Consider the following 21,759-nt stretch of genomic DNA (forward strand, 5'->3'; position numbering starts at 1 on the left):
CACACCCTACATTTCGTTTCAAGATTGTTAATAGCGTCACACACCATACATTATCCGTTACATCCGTTGTATCCGTTGCCAATTATCACTCAACAATAAAAAAGCAACGGCGCCTAAGTCAAGCATAAATACAAGTAAAGGTGGAACTAAAGGTATCCAACCACCATAATTCAATAATAACCAGCATGTAGTAATCAATATTACTATTGAACCACATACGACGGCGCCCATTATTAGTATTTTGCCACAGCGCCAAGCAATAAATCCACCTATGAATGACCAGCCAAAAGTCCAGAGAATTTCTTGCCAAGTAGACCAAACCCATATTAATGGTCTATTATCTAGAACAGTACTAATAATTTGACTCGTCATGTGTGCGTGGACAAATACTCCCGGTATTTTGTTTGAAGAACCTGCACCGTAGGGAGTTGGCCAATAATCTTCAGCATCACTACCTACTCTACCAATTAAGATAATACGGTTTTTTATTGCCTCTGGGTTTACCTTCTCACTAAAAATATCTTTTAGGGTCACTTTTTGTGCTATTGACTCTGGGTCAGATGTTGCTCTGTAATTTACTAGTATCTGACTACCTCCTGCATCAACGCTTTGATATCCACTTGTACGGGCGCCTATGGATGGAAATATAATTTTACCTAGCTTCAAGTATCCATCCGGTGTATATTCTGCTTTAATATTATGTTGAGTATATAGATATTCAATTGCAAGTCGTGTATTCAATGCATATGCTGCTGTACACCGCGAAGTTGTTCTTGGTGTCATGAATAATAAGTGACGCCTAATTGCACCGTCATTATCTTGAACAAAATCACTAAACCCTAATTGTGAAGCAGGAATTTCTGGCGGTGGTAAAATTCCTGTAAGGTCATCTTGTCCATCAGGACGTTTACAAACTCCTATTATATTTGGACGCTGCAATTGAAGAGCTAATTCACTTTGACTCTTATAGTCACGGTAAATATCCAAACCTATTGCTGCTGGCTGATAGTTTTGTAATTTTACGAGTAATCGATTTAAGGTAGTATCAGATAAAGAACCAAAACGAGGCTCATTAGTTTGTGCTTGAATATCTTCTGAGGTAACGGTAACAACTAATATTCTATCATCAGGACTTTCTGGAATCCGCGCGCGCGTTAACATATCGAATGCCGAAAGTTCCACAGGAGAAAGTAACCCTAAAAATCGTATTCCTGTAACAAACAACGTACTTACCAAACTAGATACAGCAATCTTTTTTAATAAACGACGTGGTGGAAATAACTGAATCTTATTTTTATTTCCACACCATTCTACCCAAGTCGAAGGTATTTCAGCAGGATTTTGACAGATTACAGGTAGCCAAGTTGCACAAGGAAATTGTACTTCTAATCCCTGTAACTTCTCCCGTGCTTCCTTCACTGATATATAAAGCGACTTTCCTACAGAAAAAGCACCAAGAAAATACTTTAAGAATTCTTGAGCAACTTTATCAGGAACAGGTTCCCGCATTACAATGATTTGAGGTAAATGTAAATCTGCCAAATCAGCAGCTAAACCCAAACCATCACAAGAGTTAAAAATTGCTAACTTTAACCCGTTAGATATTGCCTTCCTCAAACCATACTTTAATTGTTCAATAGTCAAAGCTTCTTCGGAATTAATTTGAATACACCCTTGACCTTGACTCGAACTATGTCCTGCAAAAAACAAAATATCCCATTCCGACTCCCAAAGCTGGTCATTCAACTGTTGTGAAGTTGGTTCTGTTAAAAAAGTTATTTCCGCATCTGGAAGTTTCTGTAACACTTCTTGGTCTTGACTAATATTAATACCAGTGCTATTACCTAAAATACTTAATATTTTGACATAATTTTTTGTGGTGGCGCCAATCGGTTTATCAGTTTTAAAAGCGCGCGCATATTCAGGGGGACTCAAAGCAATTTCCGCTCCCGGATAATCGGATAAAAAATCCCATAAACACCAAGGCAATGTTAAAGTAGAAAGCGGCGCCACAATAATCAAGTAAACTTCATCTTTCGGTGTGAGGTGCGTTCGTAACTTCCGCTCAATATTTAAAAAAGAACCAGCACTCAACCAACGATTAAACTGAACTTGTAACTCACGACACACATTCTGAAACTCAGCATGGGAAATATTGGTAACATTATCATCATCCTCATCAATTTCAAAATCAGGAATTTGAACACCAGTTTTACGAGTACGCCAACCAAAGTTAAGATAAAAAGACTCATACAACAATCGCCAACGTTGAAACAGTGTATCAAGACTTGCCATAGCAGGTAAACTACCCGTAAACTGCATACCCGTCCTTTCGGAGTCCCAAAATTGCGCTGTCACCACAGGAAAACCGTGCAATAAATCTCCTTGCCCAAAATTTAAAACAATAAACCGATGCATTTTCTTTTCCTACACCCTATAAGGGTGGGGCTATACGAACAAAGCCTGCCAAAGCCGGCTAATAACCTCTATTTTGCGTTTTATTGACAATTAATAATTTCAGTATTAACACTTTGGTGCAAGATATCAAGGTAAAATATCCAAACCGCACTAAGCAACACAACTTTCCATCACCATAAAATCTCCAACTTCAACCTGAATACTAAACTCAACACCAACAGGACTCTTAAACCGCTTCAACTGGATGATATTATCCTGAGAACGTGAAGCAACCGACTGAATAACTTGTCCTGAAGCAGCAACCAACTTTAAATTAGTATCAGGCAATAAATACTCATCTTGACCTACAGAACGTAATTGAATACGAATACCAATCCTACCGTCATCTTCTTCTGACACACCCAAAACTAAAAAAGCATCTCCACTGGGTAAATTTAAACGTTTCACCCTTTTGATAGATGTATCATCTTCAGTATTTCTCAAACTAAAATCCAAATTCCCACTGGTGCCAGATAAACTAGATAATATACTATCTAAAGATTGCCAGCTATCATCAAAGATATTTTGTAACCACTGACTTAGACTAGCAGCACTAGTTCCTTGACGCAGTTGATAAAAACGCTGGCGCCAGTTATCATCACTCAATAACTCACCCCATAACGAAAATGGTATTTCTAATCGAGGCTGAATAACACTTACTAACCTTGATAGTAAGTTTTCTGCTTGGGTTACAGGTACAGGAGATAAGCTAGCAATGGGAACGCGCGTTTCTTCATCAGGGTTTAATTGAGTCACCACCCACAACACATTTAAATCTTGAATTACTTCCGATTCATCAATACTATATGTTCTATCGAGAGAATTATAAGTGCCTTTAGACTTGATTTGTTGATGTGTGGTATATCCCCATACTCGCAATGATAATTCATCGGGGTTGACTTGAACCGCTATATAGTAGTCTCCTACAAATTTTGGAATGTCTACCCATTCTTGGGGTATCGTATATTCACTAGTATCTATAGATGTTTCTGGTATCAAAATTATACGTTTATTTCCCCAACTTAAAGCGGCGCCGTTGATATGCGTCCACATATTAGAGTATGATGTCTCATTACAAACGATATTCGTTGTGTACTCTGTTTGTAACCACGGTAAGAAGGTTTGTAAGCAAATTTGGCTGATATATTCGTTCCATTGTCCTGTTACTGTCGGTTGCTGTTGACTTTGGCGCCAGGTTTGTTGCGCTAAGTCTGGAGATATTTGGAGTTCTATCTGGGTTGGTTGTTCAAATAGGTAAGTCATAATTTGTTTTAATGAACCGCAAAGTCGCAAAGAGCGCAAAGAAAGAAAGAAGGAAGATTAGGTTTTGTTGGAGTAGTATGCTTGTAACCATTCTTCTAAAATTGTGCTAATATATTTAACCACGTCGGAAGTTACAGAAATATGCAGCGTTTCTTGACTCCAACGGGTTAAAGTCAGTAATAATGATTCACGGGTTTTCGATAGTTTACGAGATACTGTGTACTGCTGTACTGATAGCTCTTTGGCTATTTGTTGCTGCGTTAAGTTTTGCTGGTAGTATAGTTGGAGCAACTGTTGAGCGTTTGCGTCAAGTTTTGTTAGGGTTTCTTTTAGAAGAGTGTTTATTTGTTGCTTTTGGTCGAGACGTACAGCTTTCTCTTCTTCGTGAATTAATTCTGCTAGGAAAGATTCTTGTGATGTATCTACTAGTTCATCCTGTAATTCTCCTTCTTCGTACCCTGGTTTGGGACTATTGAGAGATTTTATTGCCGGATACATATATTTACGCACTTGGGCGCCACATTCTGTCAACCAACGTTCTATAGTTTCTTTGGTACATTCAGAAGTAGAAGCAGAAAGTTTTGAGCGCATCTGGTTATAGTATACTGTTATCGCTTGCCAAGTCTCAGCATCCGGCGCCTCTAATAGTCTTAGTTGAGGAGATTTTTTTGGTAAGGCAATATGTGTATAACTAGTCCAAGCAAGTACATAACGCTCAATAGTTAAGTTATCTAAACCAGCATTTTGTAGTGATTCTGTCATGATTTTACGACTAATTCTTACCAATAAACCCCAATTAGTACATAAATTAGTTTCTCGATTCTGTCGCAGATGATTCCGGATGATATTACCGAAAGTCGTGCTAGCATAAGCTTTGAGACTGCCATTAACATCAGGATTGCAAGATTTGACAATTTTGGGAACAGATGCTATCGCCAGTTGGAAAAAGTCTGGAATCTTTTCGCTCTGTTCTTGCAATCGTGGCATTAATTTATGTACAGTCCAGTAACAAGGTTCTTGTAAGTAAGCGGATATATGTCCATACGCAATGTACTGTGAATGTAATTTTTGTGCTTGTTTATGCCAGTAAACAACCCAAAAGTCTTCTGATACCTGAGTACCGGAATTATTTAAACAAGCTTTTATACTACGATATAATTTAGCATCAGTTGCCCAACCGCTGGGTCTATCATCCGAAAACTGTAAAAAGGTTGAAAATACTTCAGTTATCTTTTTACGCTGATACATATATATACTCCTGAGTTATTATTTTATGTGGCGCCGTTTGCAATAACGCTCGTAAGGTGCGTGACGCTACTAGTTCATTGGTTTTACTTTACAATTGTTATGGCGTCACGCACCCTACCTTATTGGTTTTACTTTGCAATTGTTATGGCGTCACGCACCCTACCTCCTGACTCCAAATTACCAAGGATTACCAATTAATGTAAAACCAGCCCAATAATAAGGATGGGATAATTCTCGACTGTCTAAGCTAGCAACGTTACTTGGTAAAGAAGCACTTCCACGTATAGCAGGATTATTTTTTAAACTGACTTGCTGCTTCAGCATCGCTATTTGAGCTTGTCTGAGTGCTTCTGCTTTAGTTGGAGTGAGTTTCAACAGAGTATAAAATTTAGTCATCAAAGCTAGTGTTCCTCCATCGTTAACTGACCAAAGACTTGCAATAGTTGCTTTTGCTCCTGACTGTACTGCCAAACCAGCAAAACCTAATTCCGCTTTTGGGTTTTCCAAAGCAGTGCGACAAGCACTTAGCACCAATAACTCCACAGGGGGTTTATTTAGTTGTAGAGTTTTGAGTTGGTCTAAACCTACTTTTGCGTCCCAAAACTGAATATAAGACTTATCTACATCTGGAGATAATTCTGCATGAGTTGCCAAATGTACTATGCCAAACCCATGAAGCGCGCGTTGCATCTTTAAATTTTCTGGTGTAAACTCTTGATTTAATAAAGATTTTCCCTGCCATTGGTTATCTACTATACTTGACAATTCTAAGGGAACAGCAGGTAAAGGAGCGGCAGTTTGAAACTGTTCGGCGCCCATTGCCAAGACTTGAGATCGTTTTATAGTACCAGTTTTAAAATCAAGTAAGTTAAAAGCAGGAATAATTCCCAGACTATATTTTTCAACCAAGAATTTTTTCCCGTCGTGAATTGCTGCTAAAGGTACAGTCCTCAACCCACCACCCAAACAGAATATCAAATTATTGACCTTTAGAACCTCTAACTTCTCTTCTAAAGGTTCTATCAAGCTTTTGTATAATTCTTTACCCGTCTTCAAGTATTCATTGCGAGGTATATCTGGGTCAACGATAGCTGAACGAAATTCGCTAACAAGCTTTGTCAATGCTTCTTTCTTTATTAGAATACGTTTGTGAATTGCAGATTTTCCTGGTGCCACTAAGATTAATTCTAAGTGATTAGGCGTAGGTATAGCGTATATCAAAGCACTTTTTTTTTCAGATTGTTGAGAAATATTCTCTAAAATTTGACTCATTTGCTTCGAGTCAAACACTTGGTTAGAAGGCAGTTTATTTTGAAGGTACTCTTCATACTGTTGTTGCCATCCCTTCTCAATATAAGTAATAGCAGAGTTTATGTCTTGAGCATCAAGGAATTTCTTGAGAACTTCTGGTTTGACACGTGAGACAGGAAGCTGACTTTGACTTAGTTTTGGGGTAGCAGCATTGAGTGTTTTTTTCGCAGGCCAATTCGTATACAGCCCAATTATAGAGATGAGCGTCAAAAATACCAATACAGTTAGCTTAGTTTTATTCATAAACCTTAATACATCAAGAATAGTATTAATTTCAGAATATTCCATACCTCCCACACTCATACTACAGAAAAAAGCAACCAATTGTCGTTCAATGCTGAATTAGAATTCTCTTCTCTCTGTGTCCTCTGTGCCTTTGTGGTAAAATAAAAGATTATATTTATGCTTATTATAGTTATTTACACGTATAAAGTCAGAATATAGTAAACATTCTTTTTTCTGATTCTGTATTGTTGCGTGAACCTTTGGTTTAGATACTTTTGGTAAAAGTATTGCCTCATGTAGCTATTTAAAAAGTCTATCAGTTGATTATGTTAAAATCGATGGTAACTTAATTCAGTATGTTGCTGATGAAATTAGTATGACAATTGTTAAAGCTATCAATAAAGTCTCTCATTTGATGGGTATTCACAGGCAATGACTTAATTATCTCTCCCCGCTTCCCCGATATCAACCTTACCGCGCAGCTAATTTTTGATTCGGCTCTGCCACAATAAAACTCAATTTGATCTTATACGCTTAAACAGAATTGCTAACTTGCTACCGAAAAGCTCCTTCGGGGTTAAAATGCAATCAAAATGTAAAAATGTATGTAGAGACGTTACATGTAACGTCTCTACAACACAATACAACACAATTAATTAACGTTCGAGGTCAATAATTTCTTTGGGTACTTTCGCAGTAAGAACTTCGTTTCCAGTAGGTGTGACTAACACATCGTCTTCGATACGTATACCAATACCTACCCAACGCGCGTCTATTTCGGGTTGGTCTTCAGCAGGTTTTGTATCTGGTACTATATATAATCCAGGTTCAACAGTTGTAACTTGACCAGGTTGTAATAATAGGGGTTTGTCTTCACCATGCTGATATACACCGACATCATGTACATCTAACCCTAACCAATGTCCAGTACGATGCATATAAAATGGTTTATATTTCTCTTCTTTAATTAGAGTGTCAATTTCTCCTTTGAGTAAACCAATTTCTACAAGTCCTTCAGTAATAGTGCGAACTGCAACATCGTGAGCAAGGTTATAGGAGTTACCCGGTTTGACTTGAGCTATCGCATTTTTTTGTGCTGCGAGGACTATTTCATATAAAACTTTTTGTTCGGGTGTAAATTTATCTCCCACGGGAAAAGTTCGGGTTATATCAGAATTGTAATAACCGTAAGCACATCCTGCATCGATTAATAATAACTCCCCATCTTGCATTTGCCGATGGTTTTCAATGTAATGTAACACACACGCATTGGCACCGCTCGCTACAATAGAAGGATATGCAGGCCCTATACCTCCTCGCAAACGAAAAATATGCTCTATTTCTGCTTGCACTTCATACTCATACCGTCCAGGTTGGGCAAACTCCATAGCAGCTAAATGTGCTTCAACTGCAATATCCGCAGCTTTTCGCATCAACTCTAACTCACTCTCACTTTTAACCAAGCGCAAATTATGCAAAACCGTCGCTGTATCCTCAATAGCTGTCGGTCCTGTTCCTCGTCTTGGATAAGTTCGCATCAACTTCTGCCAATGCGCGATAACTTTATTATTAAATGCCGTTTCACGTCCAAAATGATAATATATCCGATTTGCCTTCTCTAAATATTGAGGTAACTTTTCGTCCAGTTCTGCGATAGGATATACCTCATCGGCGCCATACATTTGTTTAGCAGCATCAACACCACAGCGTAAACCACTCCAAATTTCCGCGTCTCTATCCTTGGGTCGAACGAACAACACAAACTTGTGTTCAGTATGGTGTGGTGCTAACACCGCAACAGCTTGGGGTTCATTAAAACCAGTCAAATAAAAGAAATCACTGTCCTGACGATAATTATATTCAACATCATTATGCATGACCGCATGACCAGCACTACAAAAAATTGCAGTTCCATCACCAATCTTTGCCATTAACTGCTCGCGACGCTGCCGATACTCATTATACATAACTGAATTGGGTAAATCTACTTCTCACGATTTTTCTTACTTCCACTGCTATCATAAGCATATCGCAACAAAATACCTATCACGTGTGATTCAAATCCCTTCTCATAATCAACTGCCAGTCCGCGAAACATACAACAAGTTAGACGTACTACTGGTACTGCGAGGAATAGCTTGTTTAATGGTAGTCGTCATTCACTGTTCCCCTCCCCGTAATGCAATTATATATAAAAACTATGACATCTCGTGGTTGATATTCTGTCACGGTTTGGTTGCAGTATGGATATTCTTTTGTCTTTCCGGATATTTAATGGGAAAAGTTTTTTATACTCAACGCTATACAACAGATATCAGTGGAGTTTTTAAATTTTGGAAAAACCGCGCGTTACGTATTGCTCCTTTATACTATTTTGCCGTTTTCATTTGTGCTTTATTTGTTTACCCCGACATTCTCAAGTTTGACAACTGGGGACATATTATCAGGTTACTAACATTCACATATCAACCTTACATGTTTTTACGGGTTGTCCCGTTTAATGATGCTTTATGGTCTTTGTCAACGGAAGTTCAGTTTTACTTAATAGTTCCCTTTCTATATGTATTTTTTTCAAAAGTTATATCAAATCAAAAGCGAGTTATAACAGCTTTATTTTTAATCTTCCTCACAGTCGCAGTTATAAAGCTTATATTATACTTAAGTTTTTACTCCGCAATCACTGAAAAATTACAATACGCATTTACCTATTGGTACGCACCCTTAATAACAAACATAGATGTTTTCCTGTGCGGTTTTCTGGTGAATCCGTTAATTAAGTACTCAACCAAGTATAATTTACCTAATTTCCCTAGGTTAAAGCTGATTGCGATTATTTTACTAATTTTACTATACTTGTTCACCGCGCACCATTTCTATAATCAAGAATTATGGGGGATAACTGGAAGAGGCGCCAAAGGGTTTAGAACATCGACTACAATTTTCATACTCCAACCGTTAACAGCGTTAGTGACATCTATATATATATACGCATTTGAACACCGAGTATACAATACTCATGTAAAGAACGAAAAGCTTTCATTTGCAGCAATACTAAAAAATCCATTGCGAATTTTAGAAGTTTCCGGAATATTATCCTACGGTATATACGTCTGGCATTTACCAATCATAAATCGTATCGCACCCAACTTTACTTCTCCTATTCCAATCGAACAATTTTACTATACGCTCATTGCGACAGTAATTCTTTCATCTGTACTAGCAACACTCACATATTATATGGTAGAACTACCTGGCGCCAAACTTAAAGGTTAGTAATAAAATTGGCAACAATACATCTATAATAAGTAATAAGTTAGGTAAAATGTACGTTTGTCAATACTTCCCAGGAAGCGCAAGCGGAATCACATTAATTAAAGTGTACATGTACTCCTATTTGAAATATGAAGAGGCGCCGAAAAATAGATACAGGTGCCAGTCCCTAGCCCGAAGCCCCTTAAAGTACTGCTTTTAAAGCACGTATCCAATGCTGTGCTATAAACTGATTGCCAGAATCGTTAAAGTGAACACCGTCGCTACTAAAAATATCGTCCTGTTTCAATTGAGCAAGTATAGCAGCGTGCATATCTAGGAAGAAGATTCGCTGACCCTGTGCCTGGAGCTTCTGTACACGCTGCTTAAGAAATGCGTTGGCTTTCGTTTTAGTTTGATTAGTATCAACACCCTTCTGAATATCCCATTTAAACGGGGGAATTGAAGCGACCACAACTTTGGCTTTGGGACTTCTTAACAAAATATCATCGATAATTCCTTGAAGGGATTTTGTGAGAAACTCTGATGTGTTATCACCTCGTTCATTACTAGCAAAGAAATCATTGGTGCCAAGCATTATCAGCACCACATCAGGCTTGGTTGCTTGAACCCAGTCCCGAATGCTCCCTGGCTTTTTCTCCCATGAAGGGAGACGAACATTTGATTTTGGTTGTTGCAATACCTGCGCCGCAGACCAACCACTATGACACTCATTATCGGGGTCAGTATAGGTGCCGTCTTTTTTAGTTCCCACCCAGTCTATAGTAGACCCAAATTTGGTTTGTGCCACCGCACTACGTAGAACGGCAATATTATTTGCACACAAAGAGTCTCCAAAAGACATGACTTTGGTAGCAGAACAAGCAATTCCAACTGGGAGAAAACACAGTAGTATGGCGCCTAGACTGATATTACCCCACCTATTAGTGGCTGTTTTAGAGTAAAAACGGGAGTTACTTTTCTGTATGCTTGACAAACAGTGGATTTGATTTTGGATACCCATTATGTTGACCACTTGATTAATTAATTGTACTATTGCACTGCTTCGGCTTGCGTATCGTTTTCTGTTCCAATGCTGACTCGCACCTTGTGGTGGGTGAAGCGGCGCCGTATATTGAATCACATTTATCATAAAAAAGCACCAACTTACAAGACCTGTATCAAGATCTGTATAAATATGCTCCCAAGTAAAAAGATGAATTTAGGGGCTTAAAACCCAATATTTGTGTTTGAACCACGAGTACGTTTTCACTTTTTAGTTTTGCCTTGTTTGGTAATTGTTTTTTGGAGTCCGCTCACCGATATAATTGGTGATATTACTCATGCTGATTTGGAGAGATTTCTATGATTGATCGATCAGGAATTGTTATCCAAAGCAAAATCTATGAAAGTTCAACATCTTTGGTATATCGGGGCATCAAAGATGATGGAACAGCGATAATCGTAAAAATGCTTAAGCAAGATTATCCCTCTCCTCAAGAGTTAACCCGTTACAGGCAAGAATATGAAATTACCCGTTCCCTCAATCTCGAAGGAGTTGTCAAAGCATACAGCCAGCAGGATTATCAACGCACTATCGTTATTATATTAGAAGATTTTGGCGGGGAGTCTTTGAAGCATTGGATACAAAGGCGCCCTCAGTGCTTCTGCCCGATGCCCTTATCGAGTTTTCTGCGTCTTGCCATCGAACTGACAGAAATTTTGGCTCGAATTCATGCAGCCAATGTCATTCATAAGGATATTAACCCTGGAAATATCGTTTACAATCCCGATACTGGCGTTGTCAAAATTATTGACTTTGGGATTGCCACCCGATTTAACCGCACGAATCCAACTTTCAAAAGCCTTAATATTTTAGAAGGTACACCAGCCTACCTATCTCCAGAGCAAACCGGGCAGATGAACCGTTCGCTCGATTATCGTAGCGATTTTTACTCGCTCGGTGTGACATTTTACGAACTGCTAACAGGGCATTTGCCGTTTACAACAAAGGACATGCTTGAGTTGGTTCATTGTCATATTGCTAAACAGCCAGTTGAACCAAGTCAGGTGAATGCAACAATTCCCAAACCAATTTCAGACCTAATTTTAAAACTGATGGCGAAGAATGCCGAGGAGCGCTATCAGAGTGCGTGGGGCATCAAAGCAGATCTAGAAAGCTGTTATCAGCAATTCGCACAAACAGGTAAAATTAATAACATTCAGCTAGGTCTGCAAGACGTTTCGGATCAGTTTCAAATTCCTCAAAAACTGTATGGGCGAGAAGCAGAGATTCGAGGATTATTGGCAGCGTTTGAAAGAGTTGCAGGAACGGGGAAGCAAGAAAACTCTCAATTTCAAGTCGAGATGATGTTGGTTTCTGGTTACGCTGGCATTGGTAAATCAGCACTAGTGCAGGAACTGTACAAACCGCTCACCGAAAAGCGCGGCTATTTTATCTGTGGAAAATTCGATCAATTTCAGCGCAATATTCCCTACAGCGCAATCGTCGATGCCCTGCAAAGACTCGTGCAGCAACTGCTCGGAGAACCAGAGGAGCAGATACAACAGTGGCGCTTCCGACTTATAAAGGCTTTGGGAAGTAGCGCACAAATTATCATTGACGTTATCCCTGAAGTTGAATTAATTATTGGCAAGCAACCACCCCTACCAGAAGTAGGGACAACTGAAGCTCAAAATCGCTTTCACCTAATCTTTCAGAAGTTTGTGCGGGTGTTTTGTGCAGAGGAACATCCGCTTGTAATCTTTTTAGATGATTTGCAGTGGATAGACTCAGCAACGCTTAAATTAATTGAGCTAATGCTGCTTGATGAGCAAACCCAATTCTTATTTTTAATTGGCGCCTATCGAGACTCGGAAGTGCATCCAACACATCCACTGGCATTAACGCTCTCGAAACTGCGAAAACTTGGCGCAGTGCTTCACGAGATTATTCTGGCGCCTTTAACACTGGAACCTTTAATTTGCTTAATTGCCGAAACGCTACATCAGGATGCAGAAACCGTCCGTACTTTAGCTGAGTTGGTGTTGCATAAAACCGAGGGCAATCCTTTCTTTGTTGGTCAATTTCTGAGAATGCTGCACAGTGAAAATCTGCTAAAGTTTAACCTCGGTTGGCAGTGGAACATTGCCCAGATTCAAACGCAGGATATTACCGATAATGTAGTAGAACTGCTGTTGAGACAGTTAAAAAAACTACCAGAAAACACACAGCAAATTCTTCGGTTAGCGGCTTGTGTCGGTGCCGAGTTTAATTTAGATACATTAGCTATCGTTTCTCAGCAATCCCCTAAAGCAGTTTCTCTAGATTTACTAGCAGCGATTCAAGCTGGACTAATTCAACCTCTATCTGAATTAAATAAAGACTTGTTGGTTAAAGAGTATAAGTTTTTACACGACCGCTTACAGCAAGCCGCCTATGCCTTGATTGATCAGTCACAAAAACAAGTTGTTCATCTACAAATTGGTCGCAATCTCCTCAAAAAGGCACTATCAGATCAACTATTTCAAATAGTCGATCATTTGAATCATGGGATTGAGCTTGTCACCGATCAAGTAGAACGAAATGAAATTGCTCAATTAAATTTAATTGCAGGCCAGAAAGCAAAAGCAGCGATCGCCTATAGTATGGCTGAAAAGTATTTAGCTACAGGTAGAGCATGGCTAGCAACTTCTAGTTGGCAAATTAACTATGAGCTAACATTAGATTTATACCTAGAAACCGCAGAAGTTGCGTATTTATGTGGCAATTTTGAGCAAGTAGAATCGTGGGGCACCATCGTTCTACAGTCCGCTAAAACGGTTCTCGACATCGTAAAAGTTTACGAAGTAAAAATTCAAACCTATGTGGCGCAGAGCCAGCCATTAAAAGCAATCGATACTGCATTGCAAGTTTTACAACAACTGGGGATCACTTTTCCGGAAACGCTCACTCAATCAGATATTCGGCTTGAGCTAGATGCCATCACATCCCTTTTAAATAAGAAACCAATTGGAGACTTAATCTATTTACCGACAATGACCGAGCCGGACAAGTTAGCAGCAATGCAAATCTTATCCAGCATAACGATTGCTGCTTATATTGCTGCTCCCAATTTGATGCCTTTACTTATATCCAAACAGGTCAACTTGCCCATCAAACATGGCAATACATTTGTATCTCCCTTTGCATATGCCAACTTTTGGTTTGTTCTTTGTGGGATAGTCGGAAATATAGAAATAGGCTACGAGTTTGGACAGCTTGCCCTAAAGCTGTTGTCACTGGCAAATACCCATTCGCCGCTAAGAGCTAAGACATTGCTGACCGTAAATAACTTTATCATCCATTGGAAAAAACATCTTAGAGAAATATCTAAGCCATTATTAGAGAGCTATCAAAGTGGCCTAGAAACAGGAGATTTAGAGTTTGCTGCCTACTGCGCTCATTGTTACTGCCTCCAATCTTTCGTCGTTGGAAAAGAGCTTGTGGAAGTTGAGCGCGAGATGGCAAAATACAATGAAGCAATGCGTCAAATCAAGCAGGAAGCAGCACTTACCTGGACTCAAATATTTCATCAATCTGTCTTAAATTTGATGGGATGCTCGGTAAATCCAACACGTCTGCTTGGTGAGTCCTACAATGAGGAAAATAGACCGCCACAATACGAAAAAGATAGAGTCGTAATTTTTCAGGTATATTTAAACAAACTCATCCTGTGCTATTTATTTTCTAAGTATTCCCAGGCAGTTGAAAACGCAACCCTCACGAAAAGTTATTTGATCCAAGGCAGAGCCGCCCCCCTTGAGCCTTTGTACTACTTCTATGATTCCTTAGCTAGACTCGCAACATACCCTGCTAGCAGCACTGAAGTTCAGGAGCAAATTCTCAAAGAAGTAGCCGTTAGCCAGAAGAAAATGGAGCAATGGGCATATTGTGCGCCCATGAATCATTTGCATAAATACTATTTGGTACAAGCGGAGACTACACGAGTTTTGAGCCAGTTGTTTGAAGCAGAGGAGTTTTACGAAAAAGCTATCCAAGGCGCCAGAGAAAATGGATATATCCAAGAAGAGGCGTTAGCATACGAATTGGCTGCTAAACATTATTTGGCACGAGGTAGGGAGAAAATTGCTCAAACATACATGAAAGAAGCACATTACTGCTACGAACGTTGGGGAGCAACTGCAAAGGTTAAGGATTTAGAAACTCGCTATCCGCAACTATTTCCCAAGTCGGCTCATATATCAGCCCACAACATTTCTACCACTACTTCTAATAATTCAGATATTGCTCTGGATTTAGCAGCGGTGATGAAAGCATCACAAGCAATTGCTCGCGAAATTGAATTGGAGCAATTGCTCCATGCCTTGATGAAAATTTTAATTGAGAATGCTGGCGCCCAAACAGGATTTCTGATTTTGGAAAACTTAGGAGAATGGGTGATTGAAGCGTCTGGTCAACTTAATGATATAAATGATAATAATATTTGTGTTACACACGTATTACAAGCTATCCCAATGGCAAATTACCTGCCTGAATCGATTATTAATTACGTGATTCGTACTCATAAACCTGTCATCTTAAATGACGCAACAAATGAAGGTAATTTTATCAATGAGCCATACATTCGGCGCCATCAGCCCCAGTCTGTTTTGTGTTTGCCACTGGTAAATCAAGGCAAGCTCGTCAGCGTATTGTATTTAGAGAATAAACTAGCAGTCGGAGTATTTACTAAAGAGCGCTCACAAGTTTTAAACCTATTATCGACCCAAGCAGCCATTGCCATTGAAAATGCTAAACTCTACTCAAAGCTACGTGAAAGCGAAAGTAAAATGGCTCAATTTCTAGAAGCTGTCCCAGTAGCAATTGTAGTAGTAGATGCGACTGGTCGCTTTTACTACGCTAATCAACGCAGGGTTCAAATAGTAGGTAAAGCGATCGATCCTGCGGTGAGAGCGGAGCAATTTGCAGAGGTTTATCAATTTTATCAGGCGGGAACAAATCAAAAATATCCAACTGAGAAACTGCCAATTATCCGCGCGTTGCAGGGTGAACGCACCACGGTTGACGATATGGAAATTTGCCAAAACAACAAAACAATTCCAATTGAGGCTTGGGGAACTCCAGTGTTTGACGAACAGGGCAAGGTGGCTTATGCAATCGTAGCCTTTCAAGACATTACAGAGCGGAAACAGACAGAGCAACTGTTAGCCGATTACAATCGCACCTTAGAACAACAGGTTGCAGAACGAACGACGGCTTTACAGAAAAGCGAAGCAACACTGCGCGATCGAGAACAGGAATTACGACTGATCACAGATGCTTTACCTGTTTGTATCTGTTATGTAGATGCCGACCAGCGCTATAAATTTGTCAACCATACTTATGAGGTCTGGTTTAGCTGTAATCTAGATGAAGTTTTAGGCAAGCATACCCGTGAATTCCTGGGTGAGGCTGCTTATCAAGTTGTCGAACCGTATATTAATCAAGCGCTGGCAGGACAGCTTACAACCTATGAGGCAGAAATACCCTATTCATTTGGCAAAAAGTATATCAGTGCTACCTTGATCCCCGATTTTGGTTCCGGTACTCAAGTGAGAGGATACTATGGTCTAATCACAGATATTAGTGACCGCAAACGCGCCGAGCAAGCGTCGATTCTGGAAGAACGCAACCGCATGGCGCGAGAAATTCACGATACATTGGCTCAAGCGTTTACTGGGATTTTGGTTCAGGTAGGAGCTGCGACCCAAGTAATAGCAGATGATCTCGAAGCAGCCCAGGCACATCTGGAAATAATTGATGAATTGGCACGTACCGGACTGGCTGAGGCACGTCGCTCAGTGTCAGCACTTCGTCCTCAACTGTTGGAGGAAGGCAGCTTGCATAGTGCCATGCATCGGCTCGTGACTCAAATGAGAGCCATTACCAATGCCGCTTTGATTTACGAAATTCAAGGTACAGCCTATCCTTTACCAACCGAGGTTGAGAATAACTTATTCCGGATTGGACAGGAAGCATTGACTAATGCCACGAAATATGCTTATGCTGAAGAAATCCGGATTGAGTTTGTGTATAAAAACACACAATGTATCTTGCGCGTTAAAGATAATGGGCTAGGCTTCGGGCTTGGTAGCATCCCACGTGTTGGCGGCTTTGGATTGCTAGGAATGAGCGAACGGGCAGAAAATATTGGGGCACAACTGTCGATTAGGAGCCTACCTGGGCAAGGAACAGAAATTATTGTAATTGTAAATCGAGATTAAGAATTATTATGAGCCAATCAACTATTATTCGAGTTATGATTGTTGACGATCATTCAATTGTCAGGCAAGGATTGGCAACTATAATTAACCGCGATCCAGAAATGACGGTAATTGCTCAAGCAGAAGATGGGCAACAAGCAATTAATTACTTTCGTGAATACCAACCAGATGTAACGTTAATGGATTTACGAATGCCGCAAATGGGAGGAGTTGAAGCCATTACTGCTATTTGTACTGAATTTAAACCTGCCCGAATAGTAGTACTAACTACCTATGATGGTGATGAAGATATTTATCGTGGATTGCAGGCAGGCGCCAAAGGGTATTTGCTTAAGGATGCTAAACCCAACGAACTTCTGAGTGCAATTCGTATTATTCATGGTGGTCAGCAGTATATTCCGCCAGAAGTTGGGGCAAAACTGGTGCAGCGGATGAGCAACCCAGAACTGAGTGAGCGAGAACTAGAAGTGCTGCGTTTAATGGCGCAAGGGATGAGTAATTTAGATATTGCTACTGCCTTAATTATCGGTGAAAGTACCGTCAAATCACACGTTAATCGAATTTTAAGTAAATTGGGAGTGAACGATCGCACTCAAGCCGTAATTGTTGCCGTAAAACGAGGGATTGTTAGTTTGTAATCAAGTAGTATTGTAATTTTAATTCCAACTTTAGTTGGAACCAACCTTCCATTTTGAGATGGACTGATTTATCAATCACACTACTAAACAAAAGTTTCAACTCATAGTGGACGACTTCTTAGAGTCAATTGGATATATTGAATTCATGCAAACATTATCAGTAAAAAACTAAAACCTCAAAACTATACCCATAAACTATAAACTATGAAAACACTCCGGAAGCAAATTGTATTATTGCTTGGTACGATGACTTGCCTTTCAGTCTATCTTTCCTTACCTGCCTCGGCTGACTCTACGGCAAACTTACTACTCAGTTTGAAATGCCAAAATGAGTATACTGTTAATATTTGAAAAAGGCGTAATTCGGGCGAATTTCTCTACCGTGCTACAGGGCTTCTGGAAAATTTGAGTTTGGGAAAAGGAACTGCAAATAATACAGGATCAGCCCAAGTTTACAAATTTAAGAATGGCGATTATGAATATCAAGTGCTTGGGGGTAGGGGAGATCACCAAGGAAAAGGGACGTTAGAGGTATATAAGAACGGTAACTCCATTTTTACTCAAAGTTGTACACCTCAATAATACCAGAGGCTAAAGTCTCAACTGCAGCATAACGCCTACGGTCTTTCTCAGATAAGGACTCATAGTAAGATTGCATCTGCTTTTCAATTGTTGGAGAGTAAGTTACCACCACGATACTGCACCCGAATTACCGACTTCTTCAATCTACCATGCTGTGTTACAAGTTTTGCACCTTATTTAATCCACATTCCTAAGCCAGCTCAACTAAAGTTGGAATTCAAATTCCAACTTTAGTTGGAGTCAACCTTCCACTTTGAGGTGGACTAATTCATCAACCACATTATTTAACAAAAGTATCAACTCAAAATGGACGACTTATTAGAGTTAGTTAGATATATTGAATTTATACAAGCATTGATAGAAATGCCATTGTAATAGCTAATGTTTATTTGAAAAAAGAGAAGTAAAACTAAGAATTACTTTCTATTCAAATATACTCAACTTGGTCAAGGAGGAAATAATGTTTAAATTACAACAACTAACTACTCCAGTACTTTTAACAGTTACTTTTGTTAGGAATTGGCAATCGCTTACAGTAAAACTATTTTTTCGCGGAGGTGTAAGTGTGCTATGACCATAACCACAGTTCGTTATTCGTCCCACCTTTAACACAGGATCACATAAAAGGTGTGTTAAGTGCAACCGTAGTTGCGATGATGTATGGGGACTATCAATGTTGCCAGAATGCAGATGTTTATAGGATGATTAAAGTCATTCAGCAAAAGCTTAATGCTTGTTTTGGAGAAAATTATCTGTGCCTCATCTTCCGTCATTTTCCACAGATACATATCCATTCTCATGCTCAACGTGCAGCAGAAGCAGCAGAAGCGGCTGCCGTCCAAGGTAAGTTTTGGCAGATGCATAATATTCTGTTCACCCATCAACAACATTTAGAAAGCGGCTATCTTATAGAATATGCCGATAATCTAGGACTGGATATTTCCCAATTTCTGCAAGATATGTCTAAAAAAGTGCATATCGACCGCATTAATCAAGATATCGCTCATGGATTACACAGCGGAGTAACGACTGCCCCGGCATTGTTTATTAATGGAATTCACTATAAGGCTCGTTGGAACATTGAGCAGTTGATGGCAGCCATGATCTCTGCAAGTAATAAAGACGATTTGCCCTAGCTCCCCAATACGGACTGACCATTTTTCCTCCAGACTCCGCTAATTAAACTTTGCACAAGAAAAGTGAGCTAGGCTGCTGTAAGCAATGTACTGGAATATTTTGGAGCTAAAGATGAAACTTATTTCTGTCAATGTAGGACTTCCGCGTGAGGTAACCTGGAACGGAAAAACAGTGACAACTGGAATTTTTAAAGAACCAGTTAGCGAACGGGTGATGGTACGATCGGTTAATTTAGATGGTGATGGACAAGCTGATCTAACCGTTCATGGCGGAGTAGACAAAGCAGTATATATATATCCGTTTGAGCATTATGATTACTGGCGAGGTAAATTGCCTAATACAGAGCTACCGCTAGGCATCTTTGGTGAGAACTTTACAACTACTGGGCTGAGAGAAGAGGAGGTGAACATTGGGGATTACTTTAGAATCGGCAGTGTAAAACTGATGGTAACACAACCTCGCCTACCCTGCTACAAACTTGGGATTAGGTTTGGACGAGCGGATATGGTGAAGTTATTTCTCGCGAGCCGCCGAACCGGATTTTACTTCCGTGTTTTACAAGAGGGCGAAGTTGGCGCCGGAGACACTCTAGAGTTGGTGAGCCGGGACGAGAACAATGTCACGGTTGCCAATATCACTCAACTTTATGTTCGTGAGCAAGACAATCGAGAGCTACTTTACCGCGCTACTCAACTTGAAGCTTTACCCAAAAGTTGGCGTGATTACTTCAACAATACGCTTTTTTAAGATATGAGACGGGAGCGCATTTAATTTTTCAATGCTCATTCACACAAATACTTTAATTTCACTATTATAAACAAGGAGCAAAATCATGATTACATTTCGCACAGTTTCGATCGATGGTTTAGATATCTTCTATCGAGAAGCTGGTGAGCGCGACAATCCGACAATTCTACTATTGCACGGCTTTCCAACTTCCTCTCATATGTTCCGTAATCTGATACCTGCACTTGCAGATAAATTTCATCTGGTTGCCCCTGATTATCCAGGCTACGGGAACAGTTCAATGCCAAGCGTGGATGAGTTTGACTACACGTTTGATCACCTAGCTGAGATCATGGAGAAATTTATTACCGCGATCGATCTCAAGCAATATAGCCTTTACGTAATGGATTATGGCGCCCCGATTGGCTACCGGATTGCGGCTAAATATCCAGAGCGAGTACAAACCCTAATTGTTCAAAATGGGAATGCCTATGAGGAAGGTTTGCGCGAATTTTGGGAACCGATCAAGGCATACTGGCAAGACCGTTCGCCTGAGAATGCTGAAAAACTAAAATATTTAGTCACTCTGGAAGCAACGAAATGGCAGTATACTAATGGTGTTCGCAACCTGGAAGCGATTAGCCGGGATACCTGGAATATGGATCAACTCTTCCTTGATCGCCCTGGAAATGCTGAGATTCAACTGGCGCTACTTTATAGCTATAGCACTAATCCACCGTTATACCCACAATGGCAGGAATATTTCCGTCAACATCAACCCCCTACCCTTATTGTTTGGGGTAAGAACGACTACATCTTCCCTGCTGAGGGTGCTTATCCCTACCAGCGCGACTTGAAAGATGTTGAGCTTCATTTACTCGATACCGGACATTTTGCCTTGGAAGAGGACGGCGATGCGATCGCAGACTATATCCGTCAGTTTATGACCTCTCACGTTGTAAAGGACAACATCACGCTAGCAGCCAGCAGGAAATAATTTTGGCTGGGCACGTATGAAGCGCCCACCTTGATTCTACTTGCTGCCACGAAGCCAAAGCCACTCTTTGGGTGGTAGCCTGGCTTGCCAATGTCTATGGCTGAGGTCCTCAAGCGATCATAGATTTCAGCAGGCTGCACATGTGATTAGACACAGCAAATCGTTGTAACGTCAGGCAGCTGATGTACTCAAGGAACAATGCGTGCAGCACAGACTGGTTTGCGCTGAGAGGCATGTATGGTGGTTATGAACCGCTGCAAGGCAGATCTAGTGACTGCAACCGCTTGCTGTTGAGCTGCTGCAGCAGCAGAAGGCCTAAGGTGTGCTGCTTTGAGAGACAGTCGGCTGCTCATGCTATGGCATGGTTGTAGCTGCTGTGGTGGTGCTGCTGTTGGCTGCTGACTCGCACCGTGAAGCTCCTGTTGTTCTGCAGCATCAGCGCAGCGACTGCTGCAACAGCCGGTGCAGCAGCTGACGTGCCTGCAGCCACACAGCACACCAATGTGCACATCTTCTTGGCATGGCCAGCATGTTTCTAGACATGTAGACATGAATTCACACAGATGCACACTCAACTAACCTGGATTGTTGCAAATCCACCGCTGCTATACGCTCAGGCTGCTACCGTTGCCGCCACACAACTGACAGCACAGCTGTGAG

General features: G+C 40.3%; 14 protein-coding genes. 7 read left to right on the forward strand and 7 right to left on the reverse strand.

Going from position 1 to position 21,759, the window contains the following annotated elements:
• Window positions 1–57: 57 nt before the first annotated feature.
• The 4 genes from AC2JBO_RS06725 to AC2JBO_RS06740 all read right to left on the reverse strand — a co-directional run bounded on the left by AC2JBO_RS06725 (window position 58) and on the right by AC2JBO_RS06740 (window position 6,567).
• Window positions 58–2,418 (reverse strand): CHASE2 domain-containing protein, encoded by a 2,361-nt coding sequence (locus tag AC2JBO_RS06725; protein ID WP_496952861.1) that lies wholly within the window; start codon window positions 2,416–2,418, stop codon window positions 58–60.
• Window positions 2,419–2,568: 150 nt separating this feature from the next.
• Complete coding sequence (locus tag AC2JBO_RS06730; RefSeq protein ID WP_496952862.1) at window positions 2,569–3,720, reverse strand: DUF1822 family protein; 1,152 nt, start codon at window positions 3,718–3,720, stop codon at window positions 2,569–2,571.
• Window positions 3,721–3,777: 57 nt separating this feature from the next.
• A complete protein-coding gene (locus AC2JBO_RS06735; RefSeq protein ID WP_496952863.1) occupies window positions 3,778–4,968 on the reverse strand; it encodes a sigma-70 family RNA polymerase sigma factor in 1,191 nt (396 codons plus the stop codon).
• Between the two features lie 177 nt (window positions 4,969–5,145).
• On the reverse strand, window positions 5,146–6,567 hold the full coding sequence (locus AC2JBO_RS06740; RefSeq protein ID WP_496952864.1) for a CHAT domain-containing protein: 1,422 nt from the start codon (window positions 6,565–6,567) through the stop codon (window positions 5,146–5,148).
• A gap of 223 nt (window positions 6,568–6,790) precedes the next feature.
• Between AC2JBO_RS06740 and AC2JBO_RS06745 the strand changes: the two genes are divergently transcribed.
• On the forward strand, window positions 6,791–6,940 hold the full coding sequence (locus AC2JBO_RS06745) for a hypothetical protein (protein WP_496952875.1): 150 nt from the start codon (window positions 6,791–6,793) through the stop codon (window positions 6,938–6,940).
• A gap of 220 nt (window positions 6,941–7,160) precedes the next feature.
• Here the strand turns inward: AC2JBO_RS06745 and AC2JBO_RS06750 are convergent, their stop codons facing one another.
• Window positions 7,161–8,471: an aminopeptidase P N-terminal domain-containing protein gene (locus tag AC2JBO_RS06750; protein ID WP_496952865.1), complete on the reverse strand. Its 1,311-nt coding sequence runs from the start codon at window positions 8,469–8,471 to the stop codon at window positions 7,161–7,163.
• Between the two features lie 85 nt (window positions 8,472–8,556).
• Between AC2JBO_RS06750 and AC2JBO_RS06755 the strand changes: the two genes are divergently transcribed.
• Window positions 8,557–9,777, forward strand: coding sequence for an acyltransferase family protein (locus AC2JBO_RS06755; RefSeq protein ID WP_496952866.1), 1,221 nt, complete (start codon window positions 8,557–8,559; stop codon window positions 9,775–9,777).
• Window positions 9,778–9,958: 181 nt separating this feature from the next.
• On the opposite strand, the gene AC2JBO_RS06760 is transcribed toward AC2JBO_RS06755, so the two are convergent.
• Window positions 9,959–10,906: a GDSL-type esterase/lipase family protein gene (locus tag AC2JBO_RS06760; RefSeq protein WP_496952867.1), complete on the reverse strand. Its 948-nt coding sequence runs from the start codon at window positions 10,904–10,906 to the stop codon at window positions 9,959–9,961.
• Between the two features lie 212 nt (window positions 10,907–11,118).
• Here AC2JBO_RS06760 and AC2JBO_RS06765 point away from each other — a divergent pair, with 212 nt between their 5' ends.
• The 5 genes from AC2JBO_RS06765 to AC2JBO_RS06785 all read left to right on the forward strand — a co-directional run bounded on the left by AC2JBO_RS06765 (window position 11,119) and on the right by AC2JBO_RS06785 (window position 21,099).
• Window positions 11,119–17,019, forward strand: a complete 5,901-nt coding sequence (locus AC2JBO_RS06765; RefSeq protein WP_496952868.1) for an AAA family ATPase — start codon at window positions 11,119–11,121, stop codon at window positions 17,017–17,019.
• A gap of 8 nt (window positions 17,020–17,027) precedes the next feature.
• The gene (locus tag AC2JBO_RS06770; RefSeq protein WP_496952869.1) at window positions 17,028–17,657 is read left to right on the forward strand and encodes a response regulator; all 630 of its coding nucleotides are present in this window, start codon (window positions 17,028–17,030) and stop codon (window positions 17,655–17,657) included.
• A 1,145-nt stretch (window positions 17,658–18,802) separates the two neighbouring features.
• On the forward strand, window positions 18,803–19,375 hold the full coding sequence (locus AC2JBO_RS06775; protein WP_496952870.1) for a DsbA family protein: 573 nt from the start codon (window positions 18,803–18,805) through the stop codon (window positions 19,373–19,375).
• 112 nt (window positions 19,376–19,487) lie between these two features.
• Entirely contained in the window at window positions 19,488–20,123 is a 636-nt protein-coding gene (locus AC2JBO_RS06780; protein ID WP_496952871.1) for an MOSC domain-containing protein, read from the forward strand.
• Between the two features lie 85 nt (window positions 20,124–20,208).
• Window positions 20,209–21,099: an alpha/beta fold hydrolase gene (locus AC2JBO_RS06785; RefSeq protein ID WP_496952872.1), complete on the forward strand. Its 891-nt coding sequence runs from the start codon at window positions 20,209–20,211 to the stop codon at window positions 21,097–21,099.
• Between the two features lie 349 nt (window positions 21,100–21,448).
• Here AC2JBO_RS06785 and AC2JBO_RS06790 read toward each other — a convergent pair whose 3' ends face one another.
• Window positions 21,449–21,610, reverse strand: a complete 162-nt coding sequence (locus AC2JBO_RS06790) for a S8 family serine peptidase (protein WP_496952873.1) — start codon at window positions 21,608–21,610, stop codon at window positions 21,449–21,451.
• Window positions 21,611–21,759 lie beyond the last annotated feature (149 nt).

The organism is Calothrix sp. CBUCES-K 9914, assembly GCF_059640475.1.